Origin of the sequence: Shinella curvata (assembly GCF_022899935.1) — a bacterium.
GTDB lineage: Bacteria > Pseudomonadota > Alphaproteobacteria > Rhizobiales > Rhizobiaceae > Shinella > Shinella curvata.
On sequence record NZ_JALJCJ010000007.1, the window covers coordinates 79,810 to 106,309 of the forward strand.

General features: G+C 63.5%; 22 protein-coding genes. 7 read left to right on the forward strand and 15 right to left on the reverse strand.

Annotated elements, in window-relative coordinates; genetic code table 11:
• Positions 1 to 123: 123 nt before the first annotated feature.
• The 3 genes from typA to MUU55_RS23550 all read right to left on the reverse strand — a co-directional run bounded on the left by typA (position 124) and on the right by MUU55_RS23550 (position 6,026).
• Positions 124 to 1,950: a translational GTPase TypA gene (gene typA / locus MUU55_RS23540; RefSeq protein WP_244763226.1), complete on the reverse strand. Its 1,827-nt coding sequence runs from the start codon at positions 1,948 to 1,950 to the stop codon at positions 124 to 126.
• A gap of 134 nt (positions 1,951 to 2,084) precedes the next feature.
• Entirely contained in the window at positions 2,085 to 3,647 is a 1,563-nt protein-coding gene (locus MUU55_RS23545) for an alkaline phosphatase D family protein (RefSeq protein ID WP_244763227.1), read from the reverse strand.
• 318 nt (positions 3,648 to 3,965) lie between these two features.
• A complete protein-coding gene (locus MUU55_RS23550) occupies positions 3,966 to 6,026 on the reverse strand; it encodes a M3 family metallopeptidase (RefSeq protein ID WP_244763228.1) in 2,061 nt (686 codons plus the stop codon).
• A 379-nt stretch (positions 6,027 to 6,405) separates the two neighbouring features.
• Here MUU55_RS23550 and MUU55_RS23555 point away from each other — a divergent pair, with 379 nt between their 5' ends.
• Positions 6,406 to 7,527, forward strand: a complete 1,122-nt coding sequence (locus MUU55_RS23555) for a DUF475 domain-containing protein (RefSeq protein ID WP_244763229.1) — start codon at positions 6,406 to 6,408, stop codon at positions 7,525 to 7,527.
• A 202-nt stretch (positions 7,528 to 7,729) separates the two neighbouring features.
• Here the strand turns inward: MUU55_RS23555 and MUU55_RS23560 are convergent, their stop codons facing one another.
• The 5 genes from MUU55_RS23560 to MUU55_RS23580 form a co-directional block, all read right to left on the reverse strand.
• Positions 7,730 to 7,894, reverse strand: coding sequence for a hypothetical protein (locus tag MUU55_RS23560; RefSeq protein WP_024270181.1), 165 nt, complete (start codon positions 7,892 to 7,894; stop codon positions 7,730 to 7,732).
• Positions 7,895 to 8,055: 161 nt separating this feature from the next.
• On the reverse strand, positions 8,056 to 9,573 hold the full coding sequence (locus tag MUU55_RS23565) for a tripartite tricarboxylate transporter permease (protein WP_244763230.1): 1,518 nt from the start codon (positions 9,571 to 9,573) through the stop codon (positions 8,056 to 8,058).
• A gap of 9 nt (positions 9,574 to 9,582) precedes the next feature.
• A complete protein-coding gene (locus tag MUU55_RS23570) occupies positions 9,583 to 10,086 on the reverse strand; it encodes a tripartite tricarboxylate transporter TctB family protein (RefSeq protein WP_244763231.1) in 504 nt (167 codons plus the stop codon).
• A complete protein-coding gene (locus MUU55_RS23575; RefSeq protein WP_244763232.1) occupies positions 10,083 to 11,027 on the reverse strand; it encodes a Bug family tripartite tricarboxylate transporter substrate binding protein in 945 nt (314 codons plus the stop codon). Before MUU55_RS23575 ends, MUU55_RS23570 begins: the two co-directional genes overlap by 4 nt.
• 230 nt (positions 11,028 to 11,257) lie before the next feature.
• Positions 11,258 to 12,325, reverse strand: a complete 1,068-nt coding sequence (locus MUU55_RS23580) for an ABC transporter substrate-binding protein (RefSeq protein ID WP_244763233.1) — start codon at positions 12,323 to 12,325, stop codon at positions 11,258 to 11,260.
• A 78-nt stretch (positions 12,326 to 12,403) separates the two neighbouring features.
• Here MUU55_RS23580 and MUU55_RS23585 point away from each other — a divergent pair, with 78 nt between their 5' ends.
• Together MUU55_RS23585 and MUU55_RS23590 are read left to right on the forward strand one after the other, a co-directional pair.
• Positions 12,404 to 13,078: a response regulator gene (locus tag MUU55_RS23585; protein ID WP_244763234.1), complete on the forward strand. Its 675-nt coding sequence runs from the start codon at positions 12,404 to 12,406 to the stop codon at positions 13,076 to 13,078.
• The gene (locus MUU55_RS23590) at positions 13,075 to 14,463 is read left to right on the forward strand and encodes a sensor histidine kinase (RefSeq protein WP_244763235.1); all 1,389 of its coding nucleotides are present in this window, start codon (positions 13,075 to 13,077) and stop codon (positions 14,461 to 14,463) included. Before MUU55_RS23585 ends, MUU55_RS23590 begins: the two co-directional genes overlap by 4 nt.
• Here the strand turns inward: MUU55_RS23590 and MUU55_RS23595 are convergent.
• Positions 14,460 to 15,101 carry a LysE family translocator gene (locus MUU55_RS23595; RefSeq protein ID WP_244763236.1) on the reverse strand — a complete coding sequence of 214 codons (642 nt, stop codon included), beginning with the start codon at positions 15,099 to 15,101 and terminating at the stop codon, positions 14,460 to 14,462. The two genes, MUU55_RS23590 and MUU55_RS23595, sit on opposite strands and share 4 nt — an antisense overlap.
• A 166-nt stretch (positions 15,102 to 15,267) precedes the next feature.
• Here MUU55_RS23595 and MUU55_RS23600 point away from each other — a divergent pair, with 166 nt between their 5' ends.
• Complete coding sequence (locus MUU55_RS23600) at positions 15,268 to 15,753, forward strand: MarR family winged helix-turn-helix transcriptional regulator (RefSeq protein ID WP_244763237.1); 486 nt, start codon at positions 15,268 to 15,270, stop codon at positions 15,751 to 15,753.
• Positions 15,750 to 16,970 (forward strand): multidrug effflux MFS transporter, encoded by a 1,221-nt coding sequence (locus tag MUU55_RS23605; RefSeq protein ID WP_244763238.1) that lies wholly within the window; start codon positions 15,750 to 15,752, stop codon positions 16,968 to 16,970. The genes MUU55_RS23600 and MUU55_RS23605 overlap by 4 nt, the downstream gene beginning before the upstream one ends.
• A gap of 173 nt (positions 16,971 to 17,143) precedes the next feature.
• On the opposite strand, the gene MUU55_RS23610 is transcribed toward MUU55_RS23605, so the two are convergent.
• Complete coding sequence (locus MUU55_RS23610) at positions 17,144 to 18,367, reverse strand: argininosuccinate synthase (protein WP_244763239.1); 1,224 nt, start codon at positions 18,365 to 18,367, stop codon at positions 17,144 to 17,146.
• A 185-nt stretch (positions 18,368 to 18,552) separates the two neighbouring features.
• Between MUU55_RS23610 and MUU55_RS23615 the strand changes: the two genes are divergently transcribed.
• The gene (locus MUU55_RS23615; RefSeq protein WP_244763240.1) at positions 18,553 to 19,401 is read left to right on the forward strand and encodes an SDR family NAD(P)-dependent oxidoreductase; all 849 of its coding nucleotides are present in this window, start codon (positions 18,553 to 18,555) and stop codon (positions 19,399 to 19,401) included.
• A gap of 94 nt (positions 19,402 to 19,495) precedes the next feature.
• The gene (locus MUU55_RS23620; protein WP_244763241.1) at positions 19,496 to 20,137 is read left to right on the forward strand and encodes a LysE family translocator; all 642 of its coding nucleotides are present in this window, start codon (positions 19,496 to 19,498) and stop codon (positions 20,135 to 20,137) included.
• Between the two features lie 9 nt (positions 20,138 to 20,146).
• Here MUU55_RS23620 and MUU55_RS23625 read toward each other — a convergent pair whose 3' ends face one another.
• From MUU55_RS23625 to MUU55_RS23645, 5 genes are all read right to left on the reverse strand, one after another.
• Positions 20,147 to 22,837, reverse strand: a complete 2,691-nt coding sequence (locus tag MUU55_RS23625) for a capsular polysaccharide export protein, LipB/KpsS family (RefSeq protein WP_244763242.1) — start codon at positions 22,835 to 22,837, stop codon at positions 20,147 to 20,149.
• A gap of 215 nt (positions 22,838 to 23,052) precedes the next feature.
• Entirely contained in the window at positions 23,053 to 23,847 is a 795-nt protein-coding gene (locus tag MUU55_RS23630; RefSeq protein ID WP_244763243.1) for an ABC transporter ATP-binding protein, read from the reverse strand.
• Complete coding sequence (locus tag MUU55_RS23635; protein ID WP_244763244.1) at positions 23,847 to 24,725, reverse strand: ABC transporter permease; 879 nt, start codon at positions 24,723 to 24,725, stop codon at positions 23,847 to 23,849. Before MUU55_RS23635 ends, MUU55_RS23630 begins: the two co-directional genes overlap by 1 nt.
• A gap of 121 nt (positions 24,726 to 24,846) precedes the next feature.
• Positions 24,847 to 25,800, reverse strand: coding sequence for an ABC transporter substrate-binding protein (locus MUU55_RS23640; protein ID WP_244763245.1), 954 nt, complete (start codon positions 25,798 to 25,800; stop codon positions 24,847 to 24,849).
• A gap of 127 nt (positions 25,801 to 25,927) precedes the next feature.
• A complete protein-coding gene (locus tag MUU55_RS23645; RefSeq protein WP_244763246.1) occupies positions 25,928 to 26,440 on the reverse strand; it encodes a SixA phosphatase family protein in 513 nt (170 codons plus the stop codon).
• Positions 26,441 to 26,500 lie beyond the last annotated feature (60 nt).

A 26,500-nucleotide genomic window follows, 5' to 3' on the forward strand; every position in this document is an offset into this window, starting at 1 on the left:
CATGGCACCAATGAAAGTTAACGCTTTTTTAACAAACGTCACAAGTCGTAAAACGATGACACACACATGAAAAAACCCGGCCTTTCGGCCGGGTTTCCATTTGTCCCGTTTCGGGAAAGACGATCAGGCAGCGCCAGCGGCGCGCTGCTTTTCGAATCGCTTGCGATCGTTGGCATCGAGGAACATCTTGCGCAGACGGATCGACTTCGGCGTCACTTCCATCAGCTCGTCGTCCTGGATCCACGACAGCGCGCGGTCGAGCGTCATGCGGATCGGCGGGGTCAGCTTGACGGCTTCATCCTTGCCGGCGGCGCGGATGTTGGTGAGCTGCTTGCCCTTGAGCACGTTGACCTCGAGGTCGTTGTCGCGCGAGTGGATGCCGATGATCATGCCGGCATAGACCTTCTCGCCCGGCTCGATGATCATCGGGCCGCGGTCTTCCAGGTTGAACATGGCGTAAGCCACGGCTTCGCCCGAACCGTTCGACAGCAGAACGCCGTTGACGCGGCCGCCGATCGCGCCCTTGAAGGGCTGGTAGTCGTGGAACAGGCGGTTCATGATCGCCGTGCCGCGCGTGTCGGTCAAGAGTTCCGACTGGTAGCCGATGAGGCCGCGGGTCGGCGCCAGGAACTTCAGGCGGACGCGGTTGCCGCCCGACGGACGCAGTTCCGTCATCTCGGCCTTGCGCTCCGACATTTTCTGCACGACGATGCCCGAATGCTCTTCGTCGACGTCGATGACGACTTCTTCGATCGGCTCCATGGTGGTGCCGGCCTCGTCCTTGTGCATGACGACGCGTGGACGCGAGACCGCAAGCTCAAAACCTTCGCGGCGCATGGTTTCGATGAGAACGGCAAGCTGAAGTTCGCCGCGGCCGGAGACGTAGAACGAATCCTTGCCTTCGGCTTCCTCGATCTTCAGCGCGACGTTGCCTTCAGCTTCCTTGAACAGGCGGTCGCGGATGACGCGGCTGGTGACCTTGTCGCCTTCGGTGCCAGCGAGCGGCGAATCGTTGACGATGAAGGACATCGTAACGGTCGGCGGGTCGATCGGCTGCGCGGTCATGGCTTCGGTGACCGAGGGGTCGCAGAACGTGTCGGCGACGGTGCCCTTGGAGAGACCGGCAATGGCGACGATGTCACCGGCATGCGCTTCGTCGATCGCCGTGCGCTCGATACCGCGGAAAGCGAGGATCTTCGAGATGCGGCCGGTTTCGATCAGCTTGCCATCCTGGCCGAGAACCTTGACCGGCTGGTTGGACTTCAGCGTGCCCGAGGCGATGCGGCCGGTGATGATGCGGCCGAGGAAGGGGTTGGCTTCCAGGATCGTACCGATCAGGCGGAACGGACCTTCTTCGACGACGGGCTCCGGAACGTGCTTGAGCACGAGGTCGAGAAGCGGCGCGAGGCCTTCTTCCTTCGGACCTTCCGGGTTGACGTTCATCCAGCCATCACGGCCCGAACCGTAGAGGATCGGGAAGTCGAGCTGTTCGTCGGTGGCGTCGAGATTGGCGAAGAGGTCGAAGACTTCGTTGATGACTTCTTCGTGGCGGCCGTCCGGACGGTCGATCTTGTTGATCGCGACGATCGGCTTCAGACCGACCTTGAGTGCCTTGCCGACCACGAACTTGGTCTGCGGCATCGGGCCTTCCGAGCTATCGACGAGAACGATGGCGCCGTCCACCATCGAGAGGATGCGCTCGACTTCGCCGCCGAAGTCGGCGTGGCCGGGGGTGTCGACGATGTTGATGCGAACGCCCTTCCACTCCACCGAGGTCGCCTTGGCGAGAATGGTGATGCCGCGTTCCTTTTCGAGATCGTTCGAATCCATCACGCGTTCGGCAACGCGCTGGTTTTCACGGAACGAGCCGGACTGCTTGAGAAGCTCGTCGACGAGCGTGGTCTTGCCATGGTCGACGTGCGCGATGATCGCGATATTGCGGAGTGACATGGTATAATCTCTGAGGTTCGGGGCGCGCGCAAAACGAGGGCGCCGTCTTCAATGGGCGGGCTCTTACATGTTTTTCCGCATTTGCGAAAGGGGCGGACCGCAACTCTGTTATCCGTCCGACGCGCAGCTTGTCATCATGATGAACGCACGGGCGGCAACACGACGCGCCAGAGTTCCTGATCCTCGCGGTCCATCAGCCGCACCGTCATCTCCTCGCTTGTACCGTTGATATCGACCAGTCCGAAGAATTGCAGCCCGGCCGAGGGCGGCAGATTGCTGTCGATGCCACCTGCCGACGACTTGATGAAGCGCACCTCCGGTCCGAAGGTCATGTCGAGCGGCTTCGGCCCATAGGTGCCGGAATGCAGCGGCCCGGACACGAACTCCCAGAACGGATTGAACTCCTGGAACTTCGCGCGCGACGGATCGTAGTGGTGGGCGGCGGTGTAATGCACGTCCGCCGTCAGCCAGACGACATTGTGGATGGCATTGTCGCGCATGAAGGACAAGAGATCGGCAATCTCCCGCTCGCGTGCCGCCGGCGGGCCGTTCAGGCCGTCGGCCACGCCCTCGTAGCCCAAGCTGTTGGCATAGTCGTCCCAGATGACGAGGCCGAGCGGCATGTCGCAGGCGATCACCTTCCAGACGGCCTCAGAGGCCGCCAGCTCACGTCGCAGCCAATCCGCCTGCCGCCAGCCGAACAGGCCATTCTCCGTGCCGCCCTTGTTGGGGCTGCGATAGGAGCGCAAATCGACGAAGAACACATCGAGCAGCGGCCCATAGGCGACCTTGCGGAAGATGCGGCCGGGTTCGGTGGCGAAATAGCGGATCGGCGTCATCTCGTGGAAGGCGCGGCGGGCGCGCTGTTCGTAGACGCCGATATCCTTTTCCGGATAGCGCCGGTCACCGGTGAGATCGCTCGATTCCGACCAGTTGTTCAAGACCTCATGGTCGTCCCACTGGAAGAAGGTCGGGCATTGCGTGTTGAAAGACAGGAGGTGGTCGTCGAGCAGATTGTACTTCCACTGGCCGCGAAATTCATCGAGCGTGCGCGCAACAGTGCGCTTCTCGTCGGTGACGATGCGGTTTTTCCAGATACCGCCGTCGCGCAGCGGAATCTCGTCCGGGATTGGCCCGTCGGCATAGACCGTGTCGCCGGAATGGATGAAGAAATCCGGCTCGTGGCGCAGCATGGTCGAATAGGTCTTCATGCCGACATCGTCGATGCCCCAGCCCTGCCCCGCCGTATCGCCAGACCAGACGAAGCGCACCGAGCGCTTGCGCATCGGCGCCGTGCGGAACCGGCCGACGACGGGCTCGGAGACGAGATGGCTCGAATAGGGATCGCTCGCGGTGAAACGGTAGAAGATGTCCTGGTCCGGCAGGAGCCCTTCAAGCATCGCCTTGACGGCATTGTCCGAAGCCCCTGTCGCCTTCTGCAGCGGCAGGCGTTTGACGTCGATAAAACTGTCGGTGGTCGAATATTCGAGCGTCACCTCGGCCGGTCGGTCGGTGCGCGCCCAGACCATGCCCGAGGAACAATCGACATCCCCAGACTGCACGCCATGCGAAAAGACCGGGCTTCCGTGACGGCGTGAGTAGTACGGCACCGCCAGCGCGGAGGACGTCGCCAGCGCGCCGGCCCCTGCGGTCAAGAGAAACGAGCGCCGCGTCAGCGCCTCGGGAACAATCGCCATGCCACCTCCGGCCAAGCCCGCGAATCGACGGGCAGACCATCGGTCGGCGACATGTCAGTCCGGTAACGGGAGGATGACGTTTCACCCAAGCTTTGGTGACGGGAGGATGACGGGTGTGGACGAAGCCACCGCCGTCTCCGACTGTATTTCTGCTTTAGCCACTACCCTTGCATCCCCACGGACGTCATCCTCGGGCTCGACCCGAGGATCCACCGCCGCACCCGGAGCGTGGATGGTCGGGTCAAGCCCGACCATGACGGCGGAGAGGTAGAGCCCTTACAGGAAACACCGACCTCAGGCGCCTTTCTAACAGACCGTTCAGGCCGCCAGCCCCTTCTTCTCCAGCATGGCCTCCGGCGTCGGCAGTTTGCCTCGGAAGGCCTTGTAGGCGTCCTCCGGGTCGACCGAGCCGCCCACGGCGTAGATATAGGTCTTCAGCCGCGCCGCCATGGCAGGGTTGAAGGCGTCGCCGGTTTCCGTGAAGGCGGAGAAGGCATCGGCGTCCAGCACCTCCGACCACATGTAGGAGTAGTAGCCGGCCGAATAACCGTCGCCCGAGAAGACATGCTGGAAGTGCGGCGTCGCATGGCGCATGACGATGGATTTCGGCAGGCCGATCTTTTGCAGCACCTCGCCCTGCACCGTCATCGGGTCCTCGACCGGTCCGCGCGTATGAAACGCCATGTCAACCAGCGCCGAGGAGGTGAACTCCACCGTCGCGAAGCCCGAATTGAAGGTGCGGGCGGCCAGAACCTTGTCGAGCAGCGCCTGCGGCATCGCCTCGCCGGTCTGGTAGTGCACGGCGTAGCGGGTCAGGATTTCCGGCACCGTCAGCCAGTGTTCATAGAGCTGCGAGGGCAGTTCGACGAAGTCGCGCGATACGCCCGTGCCGGACACCGAGGGGTAGGTGACGTCCGAAAGCATACCGTGCAGCGCGTGACCGAATTCGTGGAAGAGCGTGCGCGCATCGTCGAGCGATAGCAGCGCCGGCTTGCCTTCGGCGGGTTTTGCGAAATTGCAGACATTGTAGATGATCGGGATCTCGCCGACCGAACCGTTCGGCAGCGGCAGGCGATGCTGGCTCTGGTAGGAACTCATCCAGGCGCCGGATCGTTTCGAGGACCGCGCGAAATAATCACCGAGGAACATGGCGACCAGCTTGTCCTCACGATCGCGGATCTCGAAGACCCGCACATCGGGATGATAGACCGGCACGTTCTTCTTCTCGATGGCGCGGATGCCGAAGAGGCGCTCGGCAACATCGAAGCAGGCATCGATGATCTTTTCCAGCTGGAGATAGGGCTTCAGCTCGGCCTCGGAGAAGTTGAATTTTTTGGCGCGCAGCTTTTCGGCATAGTAGCGCCAGTCCCAGGGCATGACCTCGTGGTTGCGGCCCTCGTCCGCGATGAGCGCGGCAAGCTCCGCTTCCTCCTCGCGTGCCCGCGCCACGGCCTTTTCCCAGACCTGCATCAACAGCCCGTTCACCGCATCCGGCGTCTTCGCCATGGTGTTGTCGAGCTTCAGGGCGGCAAAATTCGCGTAGCCGAGCAGCCCGGCCTTTTCCGATCGCAGCGCCAGCGTGTCCTTCACGATGCCGCGATTGTCCGTCTCGCCGTCATTCTCGCCGCGCGCCACCCAGGCCCGGAAGGCCTGCTCGCGCAGGTCCCGGCGGGCGGAGGAGGCAAGGAAGGGCTCGATGATCGAGCGCGACAGGGTGACGGCATAGCGCCCGTCCTGCCCACGATCCCGCGCCGCCGCCGCCATGGCGTCCTTCAGATAATCCGGCAGGCCGTCCAGCGCCTCACCCTCGTCGAGGAACAGCGCCCAGCTCTTCTCATCGGCCAGCACGTTCTGGCCGAATTTCGCGCCGAGACCGGCCAGCGTTTCGTTGATCGCCGAGAGACGATCCTGTTCAGGCTTGGCGAGCTTGGCGCCCGATTTGACAAACCCCTTCCAGTGTCGCTCCAGCACGCGCACCTGCTCCAGCGAGAGGTTGAGGCCCGCGCGGCCCTCCCACAGCGCATCGATGCGCTTGAAGAGCGCGGCATTGGTGCCAATCTTCGAATAGTGCCGCGACATTTTTGGCGCGATGTCGCGTTCCAAGGCCTGGATCGTGTCGTTGGTATTGGCGCCGGCGCGGCTCCAGAAAAGGGCCGAGACACGCGACAGCGCATCGCCGGCGATTTCCAGCGCCACGACCGTGTTCTCGAAGGTCGGCACATCGGGATTGCCGGCAATGGCGTCAATCTCCGCCTCATGGGCCACAAGCGCCGCATCGAAGCTCGCCGCAAAGGCCTCGTCCTTCACGAGATCGAACCGCGGCAGGCCGTTGAGGCCGGTCCATTCGACGAGGGCGGGATCGATCGGCGTTTCGGTCATGGGAGATCCTTTCTGGCAAATCACTGTGCGGCGAATATAGGAACGGAGACCGGGTCTGGTACAGGGGAGCAGCACAAAAACCGGGAACGGAAACCCCATTGCCGCGTTAGACCGGCTGCGGCACCCTGCCTCTTGACGCGGACGGCAACTTCGGTGAAAACAGTTCGGTTCGCGGCCTTTTGACATCCTTGCCGCGACGAACACTGGTGCCGGGCCCCTCTGGCGAGAGTTTTTACGGCGCTCTCGTGATGTCGGTACCGCCAGCAATTAGCCGGCGGATTCATACGCACATGAACATCCTGACGATGCCTTACCCGCATGCCCGTTGTGGTATGCGCAACTTCACCTCCCGTATCTCCACCTCCATGGAGGTGCTGTCATGATCGGCAACGGTGAAGGCAAGACCACCCTCTCCTACCTGAAATGGGCACTCATCTCGACCGTCATCGGCCTCGCGCTCGGCGCGTGGCTGGGCTGGCAGACGGAAGGCACGCTCGCCGGCATGGCGACCGTCTTTTTCATCTGCGCGGTTCTGGCGGTGCTGGAAATCTCGCTGTCCTTCGACAATGCCATCGTGAACGCCAACAAGCTCAAGGACATGACGCCGGTCTGGCAACGCCGGTTCCTGACCTGGGGCATCCTGATCGCCGTCTTCGGCATGCGCATCGTCTTCCCGCTTCTGATCGTCGTCATCGCCGCCGGTATCGGCCCGATCGACGCGCTCATCCTCGCGGCCCGCGAGCCGGCGGAATACGCCCGCATCATGCATGACGCGCACCTGCCCATCGCCGCCTTCGGCGGCACCTTCCTGATGATGGTCGGCCTCACCTACTTCTTCAATCATGAGAAGGACGTGCACTGGATCGGCTTCATCGAGAAGCACATGGCGCGCTCGGCCACCGTCAAGGGCATCGAGATCGCCTTCGTGCTGCTGCTGATCCTCGTCTTCTCCAATCTGCTCGAGGGCGAGGATGCCAACACCTTCGTCTTCTCCGCCATCTATGGCCTTCTGACCTTCCTTGCCGTGGAAGTCGTCGGCGGCCTGCTCGATGCCTCGCAGAAGGCGATGTCGGAAGCGGCCAAGGGCGGCCTCGGCGCCTTCATCTATCTCGAAGTGCTCGATGCCAGCTTCTCCTTCGACGGCGTCATCGGCGCTTTCGCGCTGACGCAGAACCTCTTCATCATCGCCATCGGCCTCGGTATCGGCGCCATGTATGTGCGCTCGATGACGATCATGCTCGTGGAAAAGGGCACGCTTGCAGAATACCGCTACCTGGAGCACGGCGCGTTCTACGCGATCCTGATCCTGTCGGTCGTCATGTACTGCCAGACGCTGGTGCATATCCCCGAGGTGATCACCGGCCTTGGCGGCGCGACGCTCATCGGCATCTCGCTGTGGTCCTCCATCCGCTACAACAGGCGGGAAAAGGAACTGGGGCACCACGAGGCCCCACATGCTGGCGACCGCGTGTCGGCCCAGCTCGGCGAGAACAACGCCTAAACACGAAGGCCGACCGCTCCAACGGCCGGCCTTTTTGTTCGGTGACGCCCGGATCTACTCTCTCCGTCATCCTCGAGCTTGACCCGAGGATGACGGAGGAGAAGGCGGCGCGGCTGCAATCTACCAAAGCAACGCAGAAATACAGAAGGCCCGCTGATCTTGCGATCAGCGGGCCTTTTCATTCGGAAAATTCTGCTTCGCGTTAGACGCGGGGGAAGTCGGCAGGGTTGATGCCGAGCGTCCTCAGGTCGCGTTCCTTCGGGCGGCGGTGGCCTTCAACGGCCGCGGCGGCTGCGTTGGCAGCGCTCAGTACGGCGAAGGCCCGGCCGAAGAAGCCCTGGGCGAAGGAGTTGCGGAGGGTGGTCATTGGATTGCTCGCTTTCTTGTTTAGCTTACGAGCGAAAGATGAGGCTTGGGGGCCGAAAGTACAACAGACTCTTTCTCAGCCCAGCCATGCAACGGATGCAGGCCGGAAACTCCGTTTCCGACCTGCCTTGCTTTCGGTCCCGGGAGGAACATGCAGAATAGTCAATCTTCGTTCGCTGCGAACTGCGAGAGAACTTCGCCCTTTCCGCGGGCGCGCAGAACGAGCGGCACGGCGACGGCAAGGAAGGCGAGCGCGAAGAGCACCGCGGCGATCGGCGACATGAAGAGTGTCGTCACGTCCCCCTGGCTGATCGCCAGCGCCCGGCGCAGCTGCTGCTCCGCCATCGGCCCGAGGATGAGGCCAACGACCACGGGCGCGATCGGATAGCCGAAGATGCGCATGGCGAAGCCGAGCAGGCCGAAGACGAGCAGCATGCCGAGTTCGAAGACCGACGGGTTGGCGCCGATGGTGCCGAGCGTCGCGAAGAGCAGGATGCCGGCATAGAGCCAGGGCTTCGGGATGGTCAGCAGCTTCACCCAGAGCCCGATCAGCGGCAGGTTCAGTACCAGCAGCATGAAATTGGCGATGAGCAGGCTGGCGATGAGACCCCAGACGAGCTGCGGGTTGGTCGCAAACAAAAGCGGACCGGGCTGCAGGCCGTATTGTTGGAAGCCGGCGAGCATGATCGCCGCAGTCGCCGTGGTCGGCAGACCGAGCGAGAGCAGCGGAACCAGCGTGCCGGCGGCGGACGCGTTGTTCGCCGCCTCCGGACCGGCCACGCCCTCGATGGCGCCCTTGCCGAACTCTTCTTTGTGCCTGGAGAACTGCTTTTCCGTCGAATAGGACAAGAAGCTCGCAATGTCCGCGCCGCCGGCCGGCATGGCGCCGATCGGGAAACCGATGAAGGTGCCGCGCAGCCAGGGTTTCCACGAGCGGGCCCAATCCTGCGCACTCATCCAGACCGAACCCTTGACCGCCTCCACCTTGTCGGGGATGCGGTCGCCCTGACAGGCGACGAAAAGCGTCTCGCCGATAGCAAACATGGCGACGGCAAGCGTCGTCACCTCGATACCGTCGAGCAGATCGGGGATGCCGAAGGAGAGCCGTGCCTGACCGGTCTGCTGGTCGATGCCGATGATGGCAAGGCCGAGACCGACGAAAAGCGCGGTCAGGCCCCGCAGCGTCGAATCGCCGAACGCCGCCGAGACGGTGACGAAGGCGAGGACCATCAGCGCGAAATACTCGCGCGGGCCGAAAGAGAGGGCAAACTTCACGACGAAGGGCGCGATGAAGGCGAGACCGAGCGTGGCGATGAGGCCCGCAACGAAGGAGCCGATGGCAGCCGTCGCGAGTGCCGGCCCGCCACGGCCGGCACGGGCCATCTTGTTGCCTTCGAGCGCGGTGACGACGGAAGCGCTTTCACCGGGCGTGTTGAGCAGGATCGATGTCGTCGAACCGCCGTACATGCCGCCATAGTAGATGCCGGCGAACATGATGAGCGAGCCGGCCGGATCGAGCTTGTAGGTAACCGGCAGCAGGAGCGCCACGGTCAGGGCCGGGCCGATGCCGGGCAGAACGCCGACGGCGGTGCCGAGCGTCACGCCGATCAGGGCGTAGAGCAGGTTCATCGGCTGTGCGGCGATGAGGATGCCCTGCAGCAGGAATTCGAAAGTGCCCATCGTCAGTCCTCAGAAGAACAGGTGCTCGAGCGGCCCGGCGGGCAGCGAGAGTTGCAGGAAGCGGCCGAAGATGATGTAGACGACGAAGCTGAAGACGATGCCGATGGGCAAGGATATCCAGAGCTTGCGCCGGCCGAAACCGAAGGCCGTCAGGGCAAAGAGCACACCCGTGGCAATCGAGAAGCCCGCAGCCTTGAGGAGCAGCATCTGCCCGGCAAGACCCGCGACGATCATCACGACCGGCTGGACTTCGATGGGCTCGCGTTCCGGAAAATCGCCGCGCCAGGCTTCGAAACCTGTCCAGATGGCAAGCAGTGCGAGCCCGATGGCAACGACATGCGGCACGGTGGCGGGGCCGATGCGCGAATAGTTGCTCATTTCCGCCAGCCGGCCGGCATCCCACCAGATGATGCCGGCAAGGATGAAGAGGACCGGAGCGATGGCCAGCGCCGCCCGATCAGGGCGGCGCTTTCCATGCGAGGAGGGGACGTGGGAGGACGGAACCTCGCTCATTTGACGAGCCCGATGTCCTTGAGGATGCTCTCGGTGGCGGCGACATCCTCGTCCAGCTGTGCCTTGAACGCGTCACCGGCGAGGTAGGTGTTCTGCCATCCCTTGGTCTTCAGAATGGTCTTCCAGCCCTCGGAGTTCACCATCTTCTCGATATCGGCATTGATCGCCGTGACCTGCTCGGCCGAAAGACCGGGCGCTGCGGCAATCATGCGCCAGTTCTGCACGACGACGTCGAGGCCGCCTTCCTTGATGGTCGGGGCGTCAATACCCTCGACGCGCTCGGCGCTGGAAATGGCGATGAGGCGCAACGTGCCGGCCTTCACCTGGGCTTCGAACTCGCCGTAGCCGGAAATGCCCGCGGTCACCTGGTTGCCGAGGATCGCGGCGAGTGCTTCGCCGCCGCCTGCATAGGCGACGTAGTTGATCTTGGTCGGATCGACGCCGGCCGCCTTGGCGATCAGGCCGGCCGTGATGTGGTCCGTACCGCCGGCCGAGCCGCCGGCCCAGGAAACGGCACCCGGATCGGCCTTCAGGGCCTTGATCAGGTCTTCCATGTTCTGGATCGGCGAGGCGGCGGGAACGACGATCGCCTCGTATTCGCCGGTGAGGCGGGCGATCGGGGTCACGTCCTTCAGCGAAACGGGCGACTGGTTGGTGAGGATTGCGCCGACCATGACGTAGCCGCCGACGATGAGGGCGTTGGGGTTGCCGCTGTTCTGGCTGGCGAACTGGGCAAGGCCGATCGTGCCGCCGGCACCCGGAACGTTCACCACCTGCACGCTGCCGGAAATCTTCTCATCTTGCAGAACGGTCTGGATCGAGCGGGCCGTCTGGTCCCAGCCGCCGCCGGGGCCGGCCGGCGCGATGATCGTATAGTCCGCGGCAAGGGCCGGAAGCGCCATCGCGCCGGCGATAAGGGATGCCAGGAAGAAATGTTTCAAAGGTCTGTCCTCCGTCAGGCGCGATTGTTCGCGCGTCGTTGCCTGTGACGGGAGGATGGTCAGCCGCACCGGCACGAACGCTGGGTTCGCGGGCGCAAAACGTATCGGCTGAAGTCTCCTCCCGGTCTTCCGTCCGCCTCCACGGACGATGAAGACCCCTAAACCAGCACAAGAAGCTGACATCTAACTGACATGGGGCGCGGATGCGCGTTGTCGAGGCGTAAAACGGGTTATTGCATCCGCAGAACTTCATTCCAGCGCGCAATCAGCCGCGCCCGTTTCACCTGGTCGAGATAGACCATGAGGCCGGGGCTGACCGGCACGGGCTTGAGCTGCGCTCCGAGCAGCGCGTTCATCGTGCGCGCCGTATTGGAGCCGGAGACTTCGGGGCTGACGGCGGCGATCTGCAATTCGCGCGACAGAATCTCCTGGCCCTCCTTCGACATGAAGAAGGCGAGGTAGCGCCGGCCGAGTTCGGGAGATGCAGCCGCCTGCGGCACAAGCCCGATACGCGACATGACGACCGTGTAGTCCTTCGGCAGGATGATGCCGACATTCGGATCGCGCGAGGCCCAGTCCGCCGCATAGGAACCGAGAATGTTGTAGCCGAGAACGAAGCGCCCGTCGGCGACACGTTCAAGGATCGCCGAACTCGTCGAATAGAGTTTGACGCCGGCAGCCCCCATCGCCTGGATCACCGTCCAGATATCGCCGAACTGCTCCTGGTCACGCGCCATGAAAAGGAAGCCGACGCCGGAGCGCTCTATGTCATAGGTGCCGATGCGGCCGAAAACCTTCTCGCCCTCGCTCTTGAGATACTCCACGAACTCCGCCCGCGAGGCGGGCGGTTTGCGCCCCTTGAAGCTCGGCTTGTGGTAGACGAAGACGGCGGGCTCGAAGGTCAGCGCGTAAGCCGTGTTGCGCCAGTTTGCCCATTGCGGCCAGCGCTCGCTCATCGGCAGATCGCTGCGCTGGGCGTAGCCGTCATTGCTCAGCTTCACCTGAAGGTCCATCGCCGAGGAGAAGGCGAAGTCCGCCGTTTTCTCGCCGGCATCGGTCTCGCGCACGATGCGGTCATGCACCTCGCCGGTCAGCATTTCCTCGTAGCGCACGGCGACATCCGGATTGGCCGCCTGGAACCCCCGGATCATGGGCCGGGCAAGCGGCTCGTCGAGCGAGGAATAGACGACGAGAACAGACGCGGCGACATTGCCGTCACCGGCCGGGTAAAGCGTCACATTGGCGAAGGCGGCAAGCGGCGCGGCGAGCAGGAGAAGAAGCGTGAGGACAAAGCGCATGATGCGAGCTTGCCAAAGCGCAGGCCCGTTCACAAGTGCGCTCGCCACCGCTAAGGTTTCGGCGGGAGGACCGGACGCTTGCGCATTCTACTGGTGGAGGACAACGAAGCTCTGGCGGATGGCCTATTCGCCATCCTCAAGGGGACCGGCCACGCCGTCGACGTGGTGCGCGACGGCGCATCTGCCGATGCGGCGATCGCATCGGAAAATTTCGATCTCGTCATCCTCGACCTGACCTTGCCCGAAATGGACGGGCTCGACGTGCTGCGCGCCATGCGCGCGCGCCAGAGCAAGGCCGCCGTGCTGATCCTGACGGCGCGCGGCGCCCCGGAAGAGCGGGTGCGCGGCCTCGATCTCGGCGCCGACGACTACATGATCAAGCCGTTCGACATCTCGGAATTCGAGGCGCGTGTACGCATGCTGCTGCGCCGGCAGGCCGGCCTGCGCTCCGCGGCGATCACCTATGGCGCCATCGCGCTCGATCTCAATTCGCGCACCTTCTCCGCCGACGGTGCCCCGCTCGATATCCCGGCCCGCGAAGTCGGCCTCCTGGAAATCCTCTTCATGCGCGCCGGAAAGGTGGTTGCCAAGGAAGCGATCATGCAGTCGCTTGCCGCCTTCGACGACGACCTCTCCGCCAATGCCATCGAACAATATGTTAGCCGGCTCAGGAAGCGTCTCGCACCGCACGGTCTGACCGTGCGCACCGCGCGCGGCATTGGTTATTATCTCGACAAGGCGAGTGCGGCTTGACCTTCCCTCCGGCCTCCTCGCTGCGCCGCCGCCTGCTCGCCTGGCTGCTCGTCTCTACGGCGGTGATCGGCGTCGTTGCGCTCATCGATACCTGGCGCGAGGCCGTGAAGACCGCCAATGCCGTATCCGACCGCGTGTTGGCCGGATCGGCGCTTGCCATCGCGGAGCGCGTGGTGGTGACGGAAAACGGCGTGCTGGAAGTCGATATTCCCTATGTCGCGCTGGAAATGCTGACCTCGGCAGCGCAGGACCGGGTTTTCTACCGGGTCGACGGCCCGCCCGGCCAGTTCATAACCGGTTACCAGACCTTGCCCACCATCGCCGACATGCAGGGCCAGCCGACCGCCTATCGGGACGCCACCTTCCGCGGTGAGCCGATCCGCATCGCCGTGCTGCAGCGGTCCGCCTCGACCGGCATCAATTCCGTGCCCTTCGCCGTAACGGTTGCCGAGACCACCATCGCCCGTCGCCAGCTGGCGCAGGCGATCCTGCTGCGCTCGGCGCTGCGGCTTGCCATGATGATCGCCGGTGCGGCCACCATCGTCTGGATCGCCGTCACGGTGTCGCTGCGCCCGCTCTACCGGCTGAGTGACGCCATTGCCGAGCGCAATCCGAACGACCTGCACCCGATCGAGCAGCGCGTGCCGAACGAGGTGCAGGGCCTCGTCGTGACCGTCAACTCCTTCATGGTGCGCCTGCAAGCGGCACTCGATGCACTCCGGCATTTTTCCGGCAATGCCAGCCACCAGCTCCGAACACCGCTCGCCATCATCCGCACACAGCTGGCGCTCGCCAGCCGCGCCAATACGCTGGAGGAAGCGCAGGAAGCCGCGCGCAAGGGTGACGCCGCCGTGGCGCATGCCGAGCGTATTCTTGCCCAACTGCTGCTGATGGCGAAGATCGATGCCGCTGGCTCCAACGAACCCCAGAAACCGGCCCCGATCGATATCGCGGCACTCGCCCAACAGTTGACGGCCGATCGCGTGCCGTCCGCCGCGGAAGCCGGCATCGATCTCGGCTACGAGGGGAACAGCCCCGCCTTCGCCCGTGCCGAGCCGCTGCTCTTCGGCGAACTGCTGCGCAACCTCGTGGAAAACGCGCTTGCCTATGCCGGCCCCGGCGCGGAAGTGACGGTCAGCGTGCGCCAGACCGGCGATGCCGTGCTCCTCACCGTCGAGGACAACGGTCCCGGCATCCCACCCGAGCGTCGCAACCTCGTGCGCCAGCGCTTTTCGCGCGGCGAGCATCGCGACGCGCCCGGCATGGGTCTCGGCTTGCCCATCGTCGAGGAGATCGCTGCGCTGTTCGAGGCCACGATGGCGCTGGAAAGCGGTGCGAACGACCGGGGTCTTCGTGTGACGATCCGCTTCCCAGGCACCGTCTAGGGTTTGCGCCAGCCCAGCAGGCCCGGTGCGGCGTGCCAGACGGCCTGAACGGCAAAGCCCATGAAGAGCAGGCCGGACATGCGCACGATCGCCAGCTCGTGGCGGCGATAGAAGCGGCGCACCATGCCCGCGCCGATGATGCCGATCAGAATGACGTCCGCCATCAGGAAGCCGAAGAAGGACACGCCGAGCAAGGCGGGCAGCGCGTCGAAATCGAGCGCGTTGGACGAACCGGCAAGCAGCGCCGTGAAGGTCGCGAGCGCCACCGGATAGCCCTTGGGATTGGTGAGGCCGAAGACGAGGCCGCGGCGCAGCGGCCGCTCGACGGTCATGACGGCGGCACCATCCTGCCGCGGCTTGGCACGCAGCGCCGACCAGCCGATCCAGGCGAGATAGAAGCCGCAAAGCAGACCGAGCACATCGAACACCATCGTACCGATTGTCTTGGCACCAACGATGGCGACCAGCGCAAGCGTCGACCACAAGAGGTCGCCGGCGAGATGGCCGCCCATGAAAAGCGCGCCCGCCTTGCGCCCCTGCCCCGCCCCGATGCCGAGAAGCGCAAGAAACGCCGGCCCAGGAATAAGCACATAGAGAAGCGCAGCCATGAAGGCGCCGAACAGCATCGAACCGGTCATTAAAGTGTCCCCGAGAATTTCCCGGCATTCCAGTCTTTGCCACCGGTTTCGTCAAGGGGCGGATTCGTCCTTTCGCAAGGCAGCCATGCATTGCGGCGCCAGCTTGACAGTTGTTCATTCCGGCAAGGCATAGTAAGCTAAACTTATAATAAGCCAGAAAGTGAACATGCCCTCACGCCCCGATCCCGACGCCCTCGGTTTCGTCCTTATCGACGTTGCCCGCATGCTGCGCAGCGCCTTCGAACGCCGCATCGCCACCGCCGGCCTCGGCCTGACCCCCGGGGAGGCGCGCACGCTCGTGCGTATCGCCACGCTTGAGGGTAGCCGCCAGCTCGACATCGCCCAGCGCATGGGCATCGAGCCGATGACGCTTTCGACCTATCTGGACCGCCTGCAAAGCCTCGGCTTCATCGAGCGCCGCCCGGATCCATCCGATCGCCGCGCCAAGCTGATCTACACGACACCGGCCGCCATTCCCCTCATCGACGATATCCGCGACGAGCAGATCGGTCTGATGCAGCATGTGACGAGCGGTATCGGCGAACAGGATCTCGAGGCCATGCGCGAAAAGCTGAAGCGGCTGCGCGCCAATCTGTGCGCCCTGGAAGAGGACAGCGCAGCACTGGCCCTCGTGAAGGAATTGGCGCAATGACATTGCCGCGCATGAGCGAACGGCGCACCAGCATCATCGCCGCCTTCCTCGTGGCGCTCGGCCCGGTCTCCATGGCGCTCTATACGCCGGCCATGCCGCAGCTGGTGCATGCCTTCTCCTCCACGGAATCGGCGATCAAGCTGACGCTGTCGCTCTATTTCGCCGGTTTCGCGCTGGCCCAGCTGGTGTCCGGCACCACGTCCGATGTGCTCGGGCGGCGCAAGACGACGCTGATCTTCATGTCCGTCTACCTCCTCGGCAGCCTGATGGCCGCCTTCGCGCCATCCGTCGGCGTGCTGCTTGCCGGCCGCCTCGTGCAGGGCATCGGCGCCTCCGTCGGCATGACCGTCTCGCGCGCCATCGTGCGCGACCAGTTCACCGGCACCAAAGCCGCCCGCATCATGAATATGGTGGGTATGATGCTTGCCATCGGCCCAGCGGTCTCGCCGACGCTCGGCGGCTTCGCGCTCGGCCTGTTCGGCTGGCAGTCGATTTTCTTCCTGATGGTGGGTTTTGCGCTCGCCGCCTGCGGCGCGGTCTATTTCTGCATGAGCGAGACGACGGTACCCGATTCGGCCAAGGGCCATATCGGACCGATCCTGCGCGGCTATGGCGAACTTGCATCGAGCAGCCGTTTCATCTCCGCCACGCTGGTCATGGCCGGCGCCGTCGGCGCACTCTACGGCCAGGCGACCATGCTGCCCTTCGTGCTGATCGATCGCGTCGGCCTGACGCCGACCCAGTTCGGCGTCGGCATGCTGATGCAATCGGGCTTCTTCTTCGCCGGCACCGTCGCGGTACGCCTGTTGATGCGCACATTCGCGCCCGACCGGCTCGTGCCGGCCGGCCTTTCCTTCATCGGCGTCGCCAGCATCTTCATCGCGCTTGCCTCGCATCTCCTGGAGACCCCGACCTTCATCAGCGTCATGGGGCCGGTCGGCCTCTATGCCTTCGGTATCGCCTTCGTCATGCCCTACATGATGACGGCCGCCATGGAGCCCTTCCCGCATATCGCCGGTTCCGCATCCGCCGCCATGGGTTTCATCCAGATGGGCTCCGGCTTCCTTGCCGGCCTGATCGCCGCCGCCATCGGCATGCCGCTCTTCGCCTTCGGCACGATCATCCCCTTGATGGGCCTGATGGCGATCCTCTCGTATGTCTGGTACCGCGCGGTGTGCAGCCGCGAGGCGCAGCTTGCGACGGAGCCGGCGGAGTAGCCGCCAACACGATACGTGGGCGAGACCCCGCCTCCTCTCTGCCGTCATCCTCGGGCTTGACCCGAGGATGACGAGAAGTGTGTGGCGTTGCCTTACACAAGAAACGTGCCTTCAAACGCAAAAAGGCCCGCTGCCGTTTCCAGCAGCGGGCCTTTTCATTCGTATCGTCCCGATCAGCCGCGCTTGTTGCGGGCGGCCAGCGTGCGCAGGCGCAGCGCGTTCAGCTTGATGAAGCCGGCAGCGTCCTTCTGGTCGTAGGCGCCCTGGTCGTCCTCGAAGGTGACGAGCTTGTCGGAATAGAGCGACTTGTCCGATTCTCGGCCGATGACCATGACATTGCCCTTGTAGAGCTTCAGCGTCACTTCGCCCTCGACATGCGTCTGGCTCTTGTCGATCAGCGCCTGCAGCATTTCACGCTCCGGCGAGAACCAGAAGCCGTAATAGATCAGTTCGGCGTAACGCGGCATCAGCTCGTCCTTCAGGTGCGCGGCACCGCGGTCGAGCGTGATGGATTCGATGGCGCGGTGGGCGGCGAGCAGGATTGTGCCGCCGGGCGTCTCGTAGACGCCGCGCGACTTCATGCCGACGAAGCGGTTTTCCACGAGATCGAGCCGGCCGATGCCGTTGTCGCGGCCATAGTTGTTGAGCGCGGCCAGTAGCGTCGCCGGCGACATGCGCACGCCGTTGATCGAGACGGCATCACCACGTTCGAAACCGACCTTGATGATGGTCGCCTTGTCGGGGGCCGCTTCCGGCGAAATGGTGCGCATATGCACGTATTCGGGGGCCTCGACGGCCGGGTCTTCCAGCACCTTGCCCTCGGACGAGGAGTGCAGCAGGTTGGCGTCGACGGAGAACGGCGCTTCGCCCTTCTTGTCCTTGGCGACCGGGATCTGGTGCTGCTCGGCGAATTCGAGCAGATGCGTGCGGCTCTTGAACGTCCAGTCGCGCCAGGGGGCGATGATCTTGATGTCGGGGTTCAGCGCGTAGGCCGAAAGCTCGAAGCGGACCTGGTCGTTGCCCTTGCCGGTCGCACCATGCGCGATGGCGTCGGCGCCGGTCTTGGCGGCGATCTCGATCAGATGCTTTGAAATCAGCGGGCGGGCGATCGACGTGCCGAGCAGATAGACGCCCTCATAGACCGCATTGGCGCGGAACATAGGGAAGACGAAATCGCGCACGAATTCCTCGCGCACGTCCTCGATGAAGATCTCCTTGATGCCGAGCATCTCGGCCTTCTTGCGCGCCGGCTCGAGCTCTTCGCCCTGGCCGAGATCGGCCGTGAAGGTCACGACTTCGGCGTTGAGTTCGGTCTGAAGCCACTTCAGGATGATCGAGGTGTCGAGGCCGCCGGAATAGGCGAGAACGACTTTCTTCACGTCTTTATGTGATGCCATGATGATGAGGTCCGTTGCATGAGGGACGCGGCAAACCCGCGAAGGCCCGGTATCGCGGGCACTTTTAGCGAGATTGGCGCGCGGCGCAAGGGTGAGCACCGTCGCATCCTGCCGCAAGCAGGGTTTGACGCCGACGCGGGCGACCCCATATTGCGCAAGACTGGACCATGGAAGGGGATGACCCCATGACCGACCTTAAGGATATCATCAAAAAGGACAACGTCGCCGTCGTCACCGGCGGCGCCTCCGGCATCGGGCTTGCCGCCGCGCGACGCTTTGCGGAGGCCGGCATGTCCGTCGCGATCGCCGATCTCGGCGGCGACCGGCTGGGCGAAGCCCGTCTCGAACTCGAAGCCATCGCCGGCGAAGCCAATGTCATGGCGGTGGAAGCGGACGTCGCCCATCGCCACGAGCTGGAGGCGCTGGAACGCGCGGTTCTACAACGCTTCGGACGCGTGCATGTGCTCATGAACAATGCCGGCATCCAGCCGGATACCTCGGTCTTCAGCGCTGAAGCCAACTGGGATCACATTTTTGCGGTCAACCTGATGGGCGTCATCCACGGCACGCAGGTCTTCGGGCCGAACATGCTGACCCATGGCGAGCCCGGCCTCATCATCAATACCGGCTCCAAGCAGGGCATCACCACGCCGCCCGGCAATCCCGCCTACAACGTCTCAAAGGCTGGCGTGAAAGTCTTCACCGAGGCGCTGCAGCACGAACTGCGCAACACCGAAGGCGCGAAGCTCTCGGCCCATCTCCTCATCCCCGGCTTCGTCTATACGGCACTGACCAAGGGCGACCGCACGGAAAAACCGGATGCGGCCTGGACGCCGGCCCAGACCGTCGATTTCATGCTGGAGAGCCTCGCCCGCGGCGATTTCTACATCCTGTGCCCCGACAACGACGTGCCCCGCGCGCTCGATGAGCGCCGCATGGCCTGGGCGATCGGCGACGTCATCGAGAATCGCCCGCCACTCTCACGCTGGCACAAGGACTATTCCGAGGCCTTCCGAACCTTCCTGGAAGACTGATGACCGCCCATCACAAAGCTTGATTGGCAATTGTCCGGAAGCCGGCTTAGGACCGAACGATATTTCGGCCAAAATCGGCTTTCGGGGATTTGCCATGGACTACCTGCCCACGCTTGCAACACTGCTCGCCTTCACCGCCGCAAGCCTTCTGCTTGCGATGACACCGGGCCCCGACATGACGCTGTCGATCAGCCGGGCACTGTCGCAGGGCCGCGGCCCGGCACTCTATGTGGTGATCGGCACCAGCCTCGGCATCGTCGTGCACACGCTGCTCGTCGCTTTCGGCGTTTCCGCGCTCATCACCGCCTCGCCGACGGCCTTCCTGATCCTGAAAACCGGCGGCGCAGCCTATCTGCTCTGGCTTGCCGTTCAGGCCATCCGTTTCGGATCGAGCCTGACCGTCAGAACCGCAACCGGCCCCCGCGGTACGACCCTCAACAACATCTCGACCGGTTTCTGGGTCAATCTGCTCAATCCGAAGGTCATCATCTTCTTCATGACCTTCCTGCCGCAGTTCATATCGGCAGGCGATCCCGACGTCACCGGCAAGCTGATTGTGCTCGGCCTGCTCTTCATCGCCATCGGCATGCCCGTAAACATGACCGTCATCCTCGCCGCCGACAAGCTCGCCGTCTGGCTGCAGCGAAACCCGAAAATCCTGCGCGGCATCGACTACACCTTCGCCGGTGTCTTTTCGGTTTTCGCGGCAAAGATCCTGTTTACGCAGGCGCGGTGACGCACAGCATCAGGCACTGAGCGCCGCAAGGCTCCGCGGCTCCGCCAGGCGGGCCGGCAGGGACCTTTCGGCGGTGGCAAGCTCGGCTTTCTTCCGGCTTACGAAATCGACGAGTTCCTCGACCTCGACGCGCTCGTTGGTCTGCGGATTCACATAGCGCGACGCCTCGATATACGCAAAGTGGAAGATGTCCTCGATGGTGCGCCTGCGGCTGCGCCGCCCGGTTGCGCAGTGATCCGTGGTCACGCCCCAGCCCGAATAGAAGGGCGCGCCGTAACAATGAACCTGACGGCCGGCCATCAGCGCCTCGAAACCGGTCAGCGACGAGACGACGAAAACGATTTCGGCGAGATCGATCAATGCATAGGGATTGCGGTCTTCCTGGATGAAGAAGACCCTGTGCCGATCCTGCGCCGGCACCTGCGCCAGGTTCTTGTCGAAATATCCCACCTTGCCCCGGCCGGTCGGATCGACATAGCCGCTGACGACGATGTCGTGCTCGGGATAATTGGCAATCGCTTCCTGCAGCATCCGCTCGAAGGTGCGTTCGTCGGCAAGGCCGAACTCGACCGACTCATTGCCATAGCGCTGGTCGATGACGAGGAGCTTTGCGCGGCCGGGCCGCCCGACATGAAGGGGGACGTCAGGTGCGTGGTTGTATCGCGATATGCGGGCCTCCACCACCTGCCGGATGGCCGCCAGTGCGCGCCGGCGCTCGAGGTTACCAATGTCGCGGCCATGCTCGAGTGCCCGCTCCAGACCGGACTGCCGTGTCGCGTCGTAGTGCGCGGTCGTGTCGTCGACGATCACGGAAAGCGCCGGCTCGCTGGCGATACCCGTGCTCAGGGAGCGGATGAACCCCTCCTCTACGACCACGACCGGCTTGCCGAGAAGCCGCGCCATGCGCTGCTGCTCCTTGGCATCCCTTCCCTTCAGGCCCACCTGGAAAAACACCTCGACCGAGGCCATTTCAAGCATGTTCTTCGCGAGACTGCTTTTCAGCGCGCGAATGTTGAGCAGTTTCGGCAGGAAGTAATGGGCCGTGCCGAGAACCTCCTCGTCGCTGTCGATGGCAGCGACATCCAGCATCTGCCCCGAAGCGAGCTTCTGCATGGGCGTCGGGGCGGCCGCGAGTGTTGCCTTGCCCGAAACCATATCCGACAGGAAGGTGCGGATACGGGGCGCTGCCTGGCCATCGAACGCGCCGACGCCGAACATGTCGGCCGCCCATTTCATTCCGTCCTCGTCGCGCTCCCAGCGTCCCGTAAGCATCCGGTCGAGAACCGGCGTAGCCTCCTCCAGCGAGCGGACCACCGGGATACCGGCCTGGTCCCAGAACTGTGCGAATTCGACATATTTCAGTGACAGCGCGCAACGCCCGAGCAACAGCCCCTCGAACAGCATCGTGCTGTTCACCGACGTCACGACATCGCAATGGAAAAGCGCTTCTTCCGGGGCGACAAGGTAACAGGTCGCATCGTCAAAGGCCGCATAGTTGGATTGCAGCATCGCGTTTCTGAGCACGAGACCGAGAATGTCGTCCTTGGAGGGCGGCAGGCGGACGATAAGCTGGGCGTCGTTGGCTTCACAATAGCGCAACAGGTCAGCGATGGCGGCCCTTTGCGATTCGCGCGCCTTGGCGGTATCGAGCTGCGAATCCAGCGGCTGCGAAGCGAAAAGAATGATCTTCTTATCGGGATTGAGGCCGAACAGCGTCGCGAACTGCACCCGCGTCAGCATCGGCGCATAGTCGAAATAGGTATCGAACTTCGGCGCGCCCACGATCTGGAACCGCTCTTCGGGATAACCGCGCTCGACAAAAATCTCCTTCTGCAGGCTGCCCCATCCGAGGATGACATCCGAAAGCGGGATCGATGCATGGCTGGAGGGATCCCAGTAATATTTGCTCCGGTCAACGAAGACAGATTCATGGGGAATGAGGATCGTCGGAATGCCAAGCTCCTGGCAGACGCTCACGATGATCCGCATGACCGGCGCCCAATCGAACGTCACGATCACGCCCGCGATGGACGCGCGAATCGGCACGAGGCGGCGCACCACCATCTGGCGGTAGAGATCGGGATTGGAGCGCGCAAATCTCAGGATACGCCGGCGGTTCTCGTTGTTGTCGACGTCTTTCATGATGTCGAAGGGCAGGATCTCGTAGGCCGGATCCTCGATGCGGCTCACCAGGGCATCGCCGTGTTCGGCAATCCAGGGAACGTAGAGGAAGACCGGCTTGCCCGATGCCAGCGCCATCTTGGTATGAAGGGTCGGGCGGGATTGGAACCACGACGGAATGGAGCGTTCGGCGTCCGTCGATGCGCGCGAACCGGACGGTGGGACCGTCAGGAAGCTCCTCGGAATATCAGGCCGGGTCTGTACGAGATCAACGGTGGGAATGCGGAAGCGCGTGCAGAATGCCTGAATGAAGCGCGGAAGGGGGCTACCTGCATAATAGATGCGCGACCGGCGGTCCGCCAGCAGCCAGGGTGCCCACTTCGTGTAGAACTCCGACCGGGATGGCACGCCGTTCCGCGAGCGCACGCGTTCACCGGGAAAGTATTGCAGCAGAACTTCCTTCGGAGCCTTGCGCACGAACAGGACACGCAGCGGCTCCCCAAGCGAACGAAACCTGTCCAGAGGAATGCGCGCAAACCTGTAAACCGCCCTCAGCGCTTCCAATACCGTAGCGTGCATCACAATTCGCCCTCTAGAGCGGCGTAACGCCGCGTTTTCGCTCTTCAGGAAGGCTCCTCTATAGCGACGGTCTGCGACAGTTTTGTTGCACCTTTGTTGCAACGGCTCCCGCCTCTGGGGCTCTCGGCTAAGCCATTGTAAAAAAGCCATATAACGACGAAAGCCGGCTGCACAGGTAGCCGGCTTTCATCTGATTGTGACATGATGTGACGGTTTCAGCCGATCAGCAGGGCATCATCATCCAGCATCTCGCCGCGCATTTTGCGGAACATGGCGATGAGGTCTTCAACCTGCAGGGTCCGGCGATTGTCGCCCGCTACGTCCAGCACGATCTCGCCGCCGTGCAACATGACGGTACGGTGACCGTAGTCGAGTGCCTGGCGCATGGAATGCGTCACCATCAGCGTGGTCAGCTTGCGTTCGGAGACGATCTTCTGGGTGAGGTTCATGATGAACTCCGCCATACCAGGATCAAGCGCTGCCGTATGCTCGTCGAGCAGCAGCACCTCGGAACCGGCAAGCGTTGCCATGACGAGCGAGACGGCCTGGCGCTGGCCACCGGACAGCAGGTCCATGCGGTCGCGCATGCGGTTCTCCAGGCCGAGGTTCAGCTCGGCGATGCGCTCGCGGAAATGCGCGCGGCGCTGCGGGCCAAGCGCCGAAGACAGGCCACGACGTTCACCGCGGCGAGCGGCGAGCGCCAGGTTCTCCTCGATGGAGAGCGCACCGCAGCTTCCCGTCAGCGGATCCTGGAAAACGCGGGCAACGCGGCCAGCACGGGCGGCCGTGCCCTGTCGGGTGACATCGGCCGAGCCGATCTTCACCTGTCCCTCGGTCGCGATGACGTCCCCGGCGAGAACCCCGAGCAGCGTCGACTTGCCGGCGCCGTTGGAGCCGATGACGGTGACGAATTGTCCCTCTTCGATCGTGAGGCTGATGCCGTTCAGCGCCTGCTTCTGCAGGGGCGTGCCCTTGCCGAAGGTGACCTTGATATCGGAAACGGAGATCATCAGGCGGTTCCCCCGCGGCGAAGGCGCGGCAGGACGAGCGCCACGGTGACGAGCAGCGCCGTCACGAAGTTAAGGTCTGAGGCCTGAAGGCCGAGCACATCGGAGGACAGCGCGAGCTGGATGGCGATGCGGTAGAGGATCGAGCCCAACACGCAGCCGATCAAGGCCATCAAAATACCGCGTGTGCCAAAAAGCGTCTCGCCGATGATGACGGCAGCGAGGCCGACGACGATGGTCCCGACACCGGAGGTGACGTCGGCAAAGCCGTTCGTCTGGGCAAAAAGCGCGCCGCCGAGCGCGACGAGCGCGTTCGAGAGCGCAATGCCGAGATAGATCTGGCGATTGGTATCGACGCCCTGGGCACGGGCCATGCGGGCATTCGCCCCGGTCGCGCGCATCGACAGGCCGGCGTCGCTTTCAAGGAACCGCCATACGAGGATCACGGCGACGACGACGAGAACACCGATGAAAAGCGGGCGCACGTAGAAATCGCGCAGGCCCAGGCCAAAGAAGGGGCTCAGCATCGTCTCTGCATTGATCAGGGCGACGTTCGGCTTGCCCATGACGCGCAGATTGACCGAAAAGAGCGCGATCATCGTCAGGATCGAGGCGAGCAGGTTCAGGATGCGGAAGCGCACATTGAGCATCGCCGTGACGAGACCGGCACCGGCACCCGCCAGCATGGCTACGAATGCGGCAAGCCAGGGGTTGACACCCGCGATGATCAGGACGGCCGTGACGGCAGCGCCGAGCGGAAAGGACCCGTCCACCGTCAGATCCGGAAAATCCAGCACGCGGAAGGCGAGGTAAACGCCAACGGCGACGAAGGCATAGACCAACCCCAGTTCGACGGCACCCCAGAAGGCAATCAGGCTCACGGTTTTCGGCTTTCTCTTTTACCCATTCCGCCCGTTTGGCGGCAGGGCCTTTTTAACAGATCAACCGCCGCCGGGCGATCCGGCAGCGGTTGATCCCGATTGGAAATGTCTGGAACCCTGATTATTCGATCACGCGGGTCGCACGGCCGACGAGGGCTTCCGGCAGGGTGACACCCATCTTTGCGGCAGCGCCCTTGTTGACAACGAGGTCGGTGCCGGCAGCAACCTTCACGGCGATATCGCCCGGGTTTTCGCCCTTGAGGATGCGCACGACGATTTCACCCGTCTGCTTGCCGACGTCCTTGTAGTTGAAGCCGAGTGCTGCGACGGCGCCGCGCGAAACGGAATCCGTATCGGCGGTGAAGAGCGGAAGCTTCGCCTCTTCGGCAACGGCGACGGCACCTTCGAGCGCGGAAATGATCGTGTTGTCCGTCGGCACGTAGATCGCATCGGCACGACCGACGAGGGCGCGCGCCGCACCCTGCACTTCAGCCGACTTGGTGGCAGCGGATTCGACGACCGTCAGGCCGGCCTTTTCGGCTTCGGCCTTCAGAACGGCAAGCAGCGACACGGAGTTGGCTTCACCGGAATTGTACAGGAAGCCGATCGTCTTGGCGTTCGGCAGGATTTCCTTGATCAGCGCCAGGTGCTCGGCGACCGGCGACAGGTCGGAAAGACCCGTGACATTGCCGCCCGGCTTGTCCATGTCGGTGACCAGCTGCGCGCCGAGCGGGTCCGATACCGCCGTGAAGACGACTGGAATGTCCTTGGTCGCGGAGACGACGGCCTGCGCCGAGGGCGTGGAGATCGGAACGATCACGGAGGGGCCTTCGCCGACGAACTGGCGGGCGATCTGCGCGGCCGTCGCAGGATTGCCCTGCGCCGACTCGTAAATGAACTTCAGGTTCTCGCCTTCCTTGTAGCCGGCCGCCTCAAGCGCCTCCTTGACGCCATCACGGGCCGCATCGAGTGCGGGATGCTCGACGATGGCGGTCACGGCAACCGTGACGTCTTCAGCCTGGGCGGGAAGCGAAATCGCGAGCGTGGCCGCGAAAGCGAGGAGAAGTTGACGCATGAAGGGTTTCCCTAGAATGATTTCAGGGCGTTTCTAGGCAAAACGGCCCTTCAGATCAATTCTTGGATCAAGCTTCATCAATCACATTTTCTGATAGAAGCCCGTAACGGGATGGTGTTTGTTGCGCCTATGGCAGCGTCTTCGGCGTCACGAACGTATCGAGCGTCCCGGCTCCAGGCACGACATCGCTCCACCGCCCCACATCGAAGCCGATCACCGCCAGCCCTGCCGTCGGGTATTTCGTCTTGAGCTGGCCGATCGCATGCGCATTCCCGGCCGGCGCCAGCATCGCCGCCAGATCCTCGAAGCCTGGATTGTGCCCGATGACGAGCAAGGTTTCGCTTCGCTGGGGAGCCGTGTGAATCGCCGCCAGAATGGCTGCCGGCTCTGCCTCGTAGATCGAAGATACGGTTCGGGACGGGCACGCCTTGCCAAGCGCCGGCTCGACGAGCGCCCAGGTTTCCAGCGTTCGCCGCGCGGACGAGACCAGCGCAAAATCCGGCCACAGACCCGCCTCGGCGATGTAGGCGCCGATGCGCGGCGCATCTCGGCGACCGCGGTCGGCAAGCGGACGTTCATGATCGTCGACGCCCTCCGGCCAGGCGGATTTTGCATGACGCAGCAACAGAAGGGTTTTCATGGAAGACTCCACCCTCAAAACGGAAAAGGCCGGCATTGCGCCGGCCTTTTTGCTGTGAAT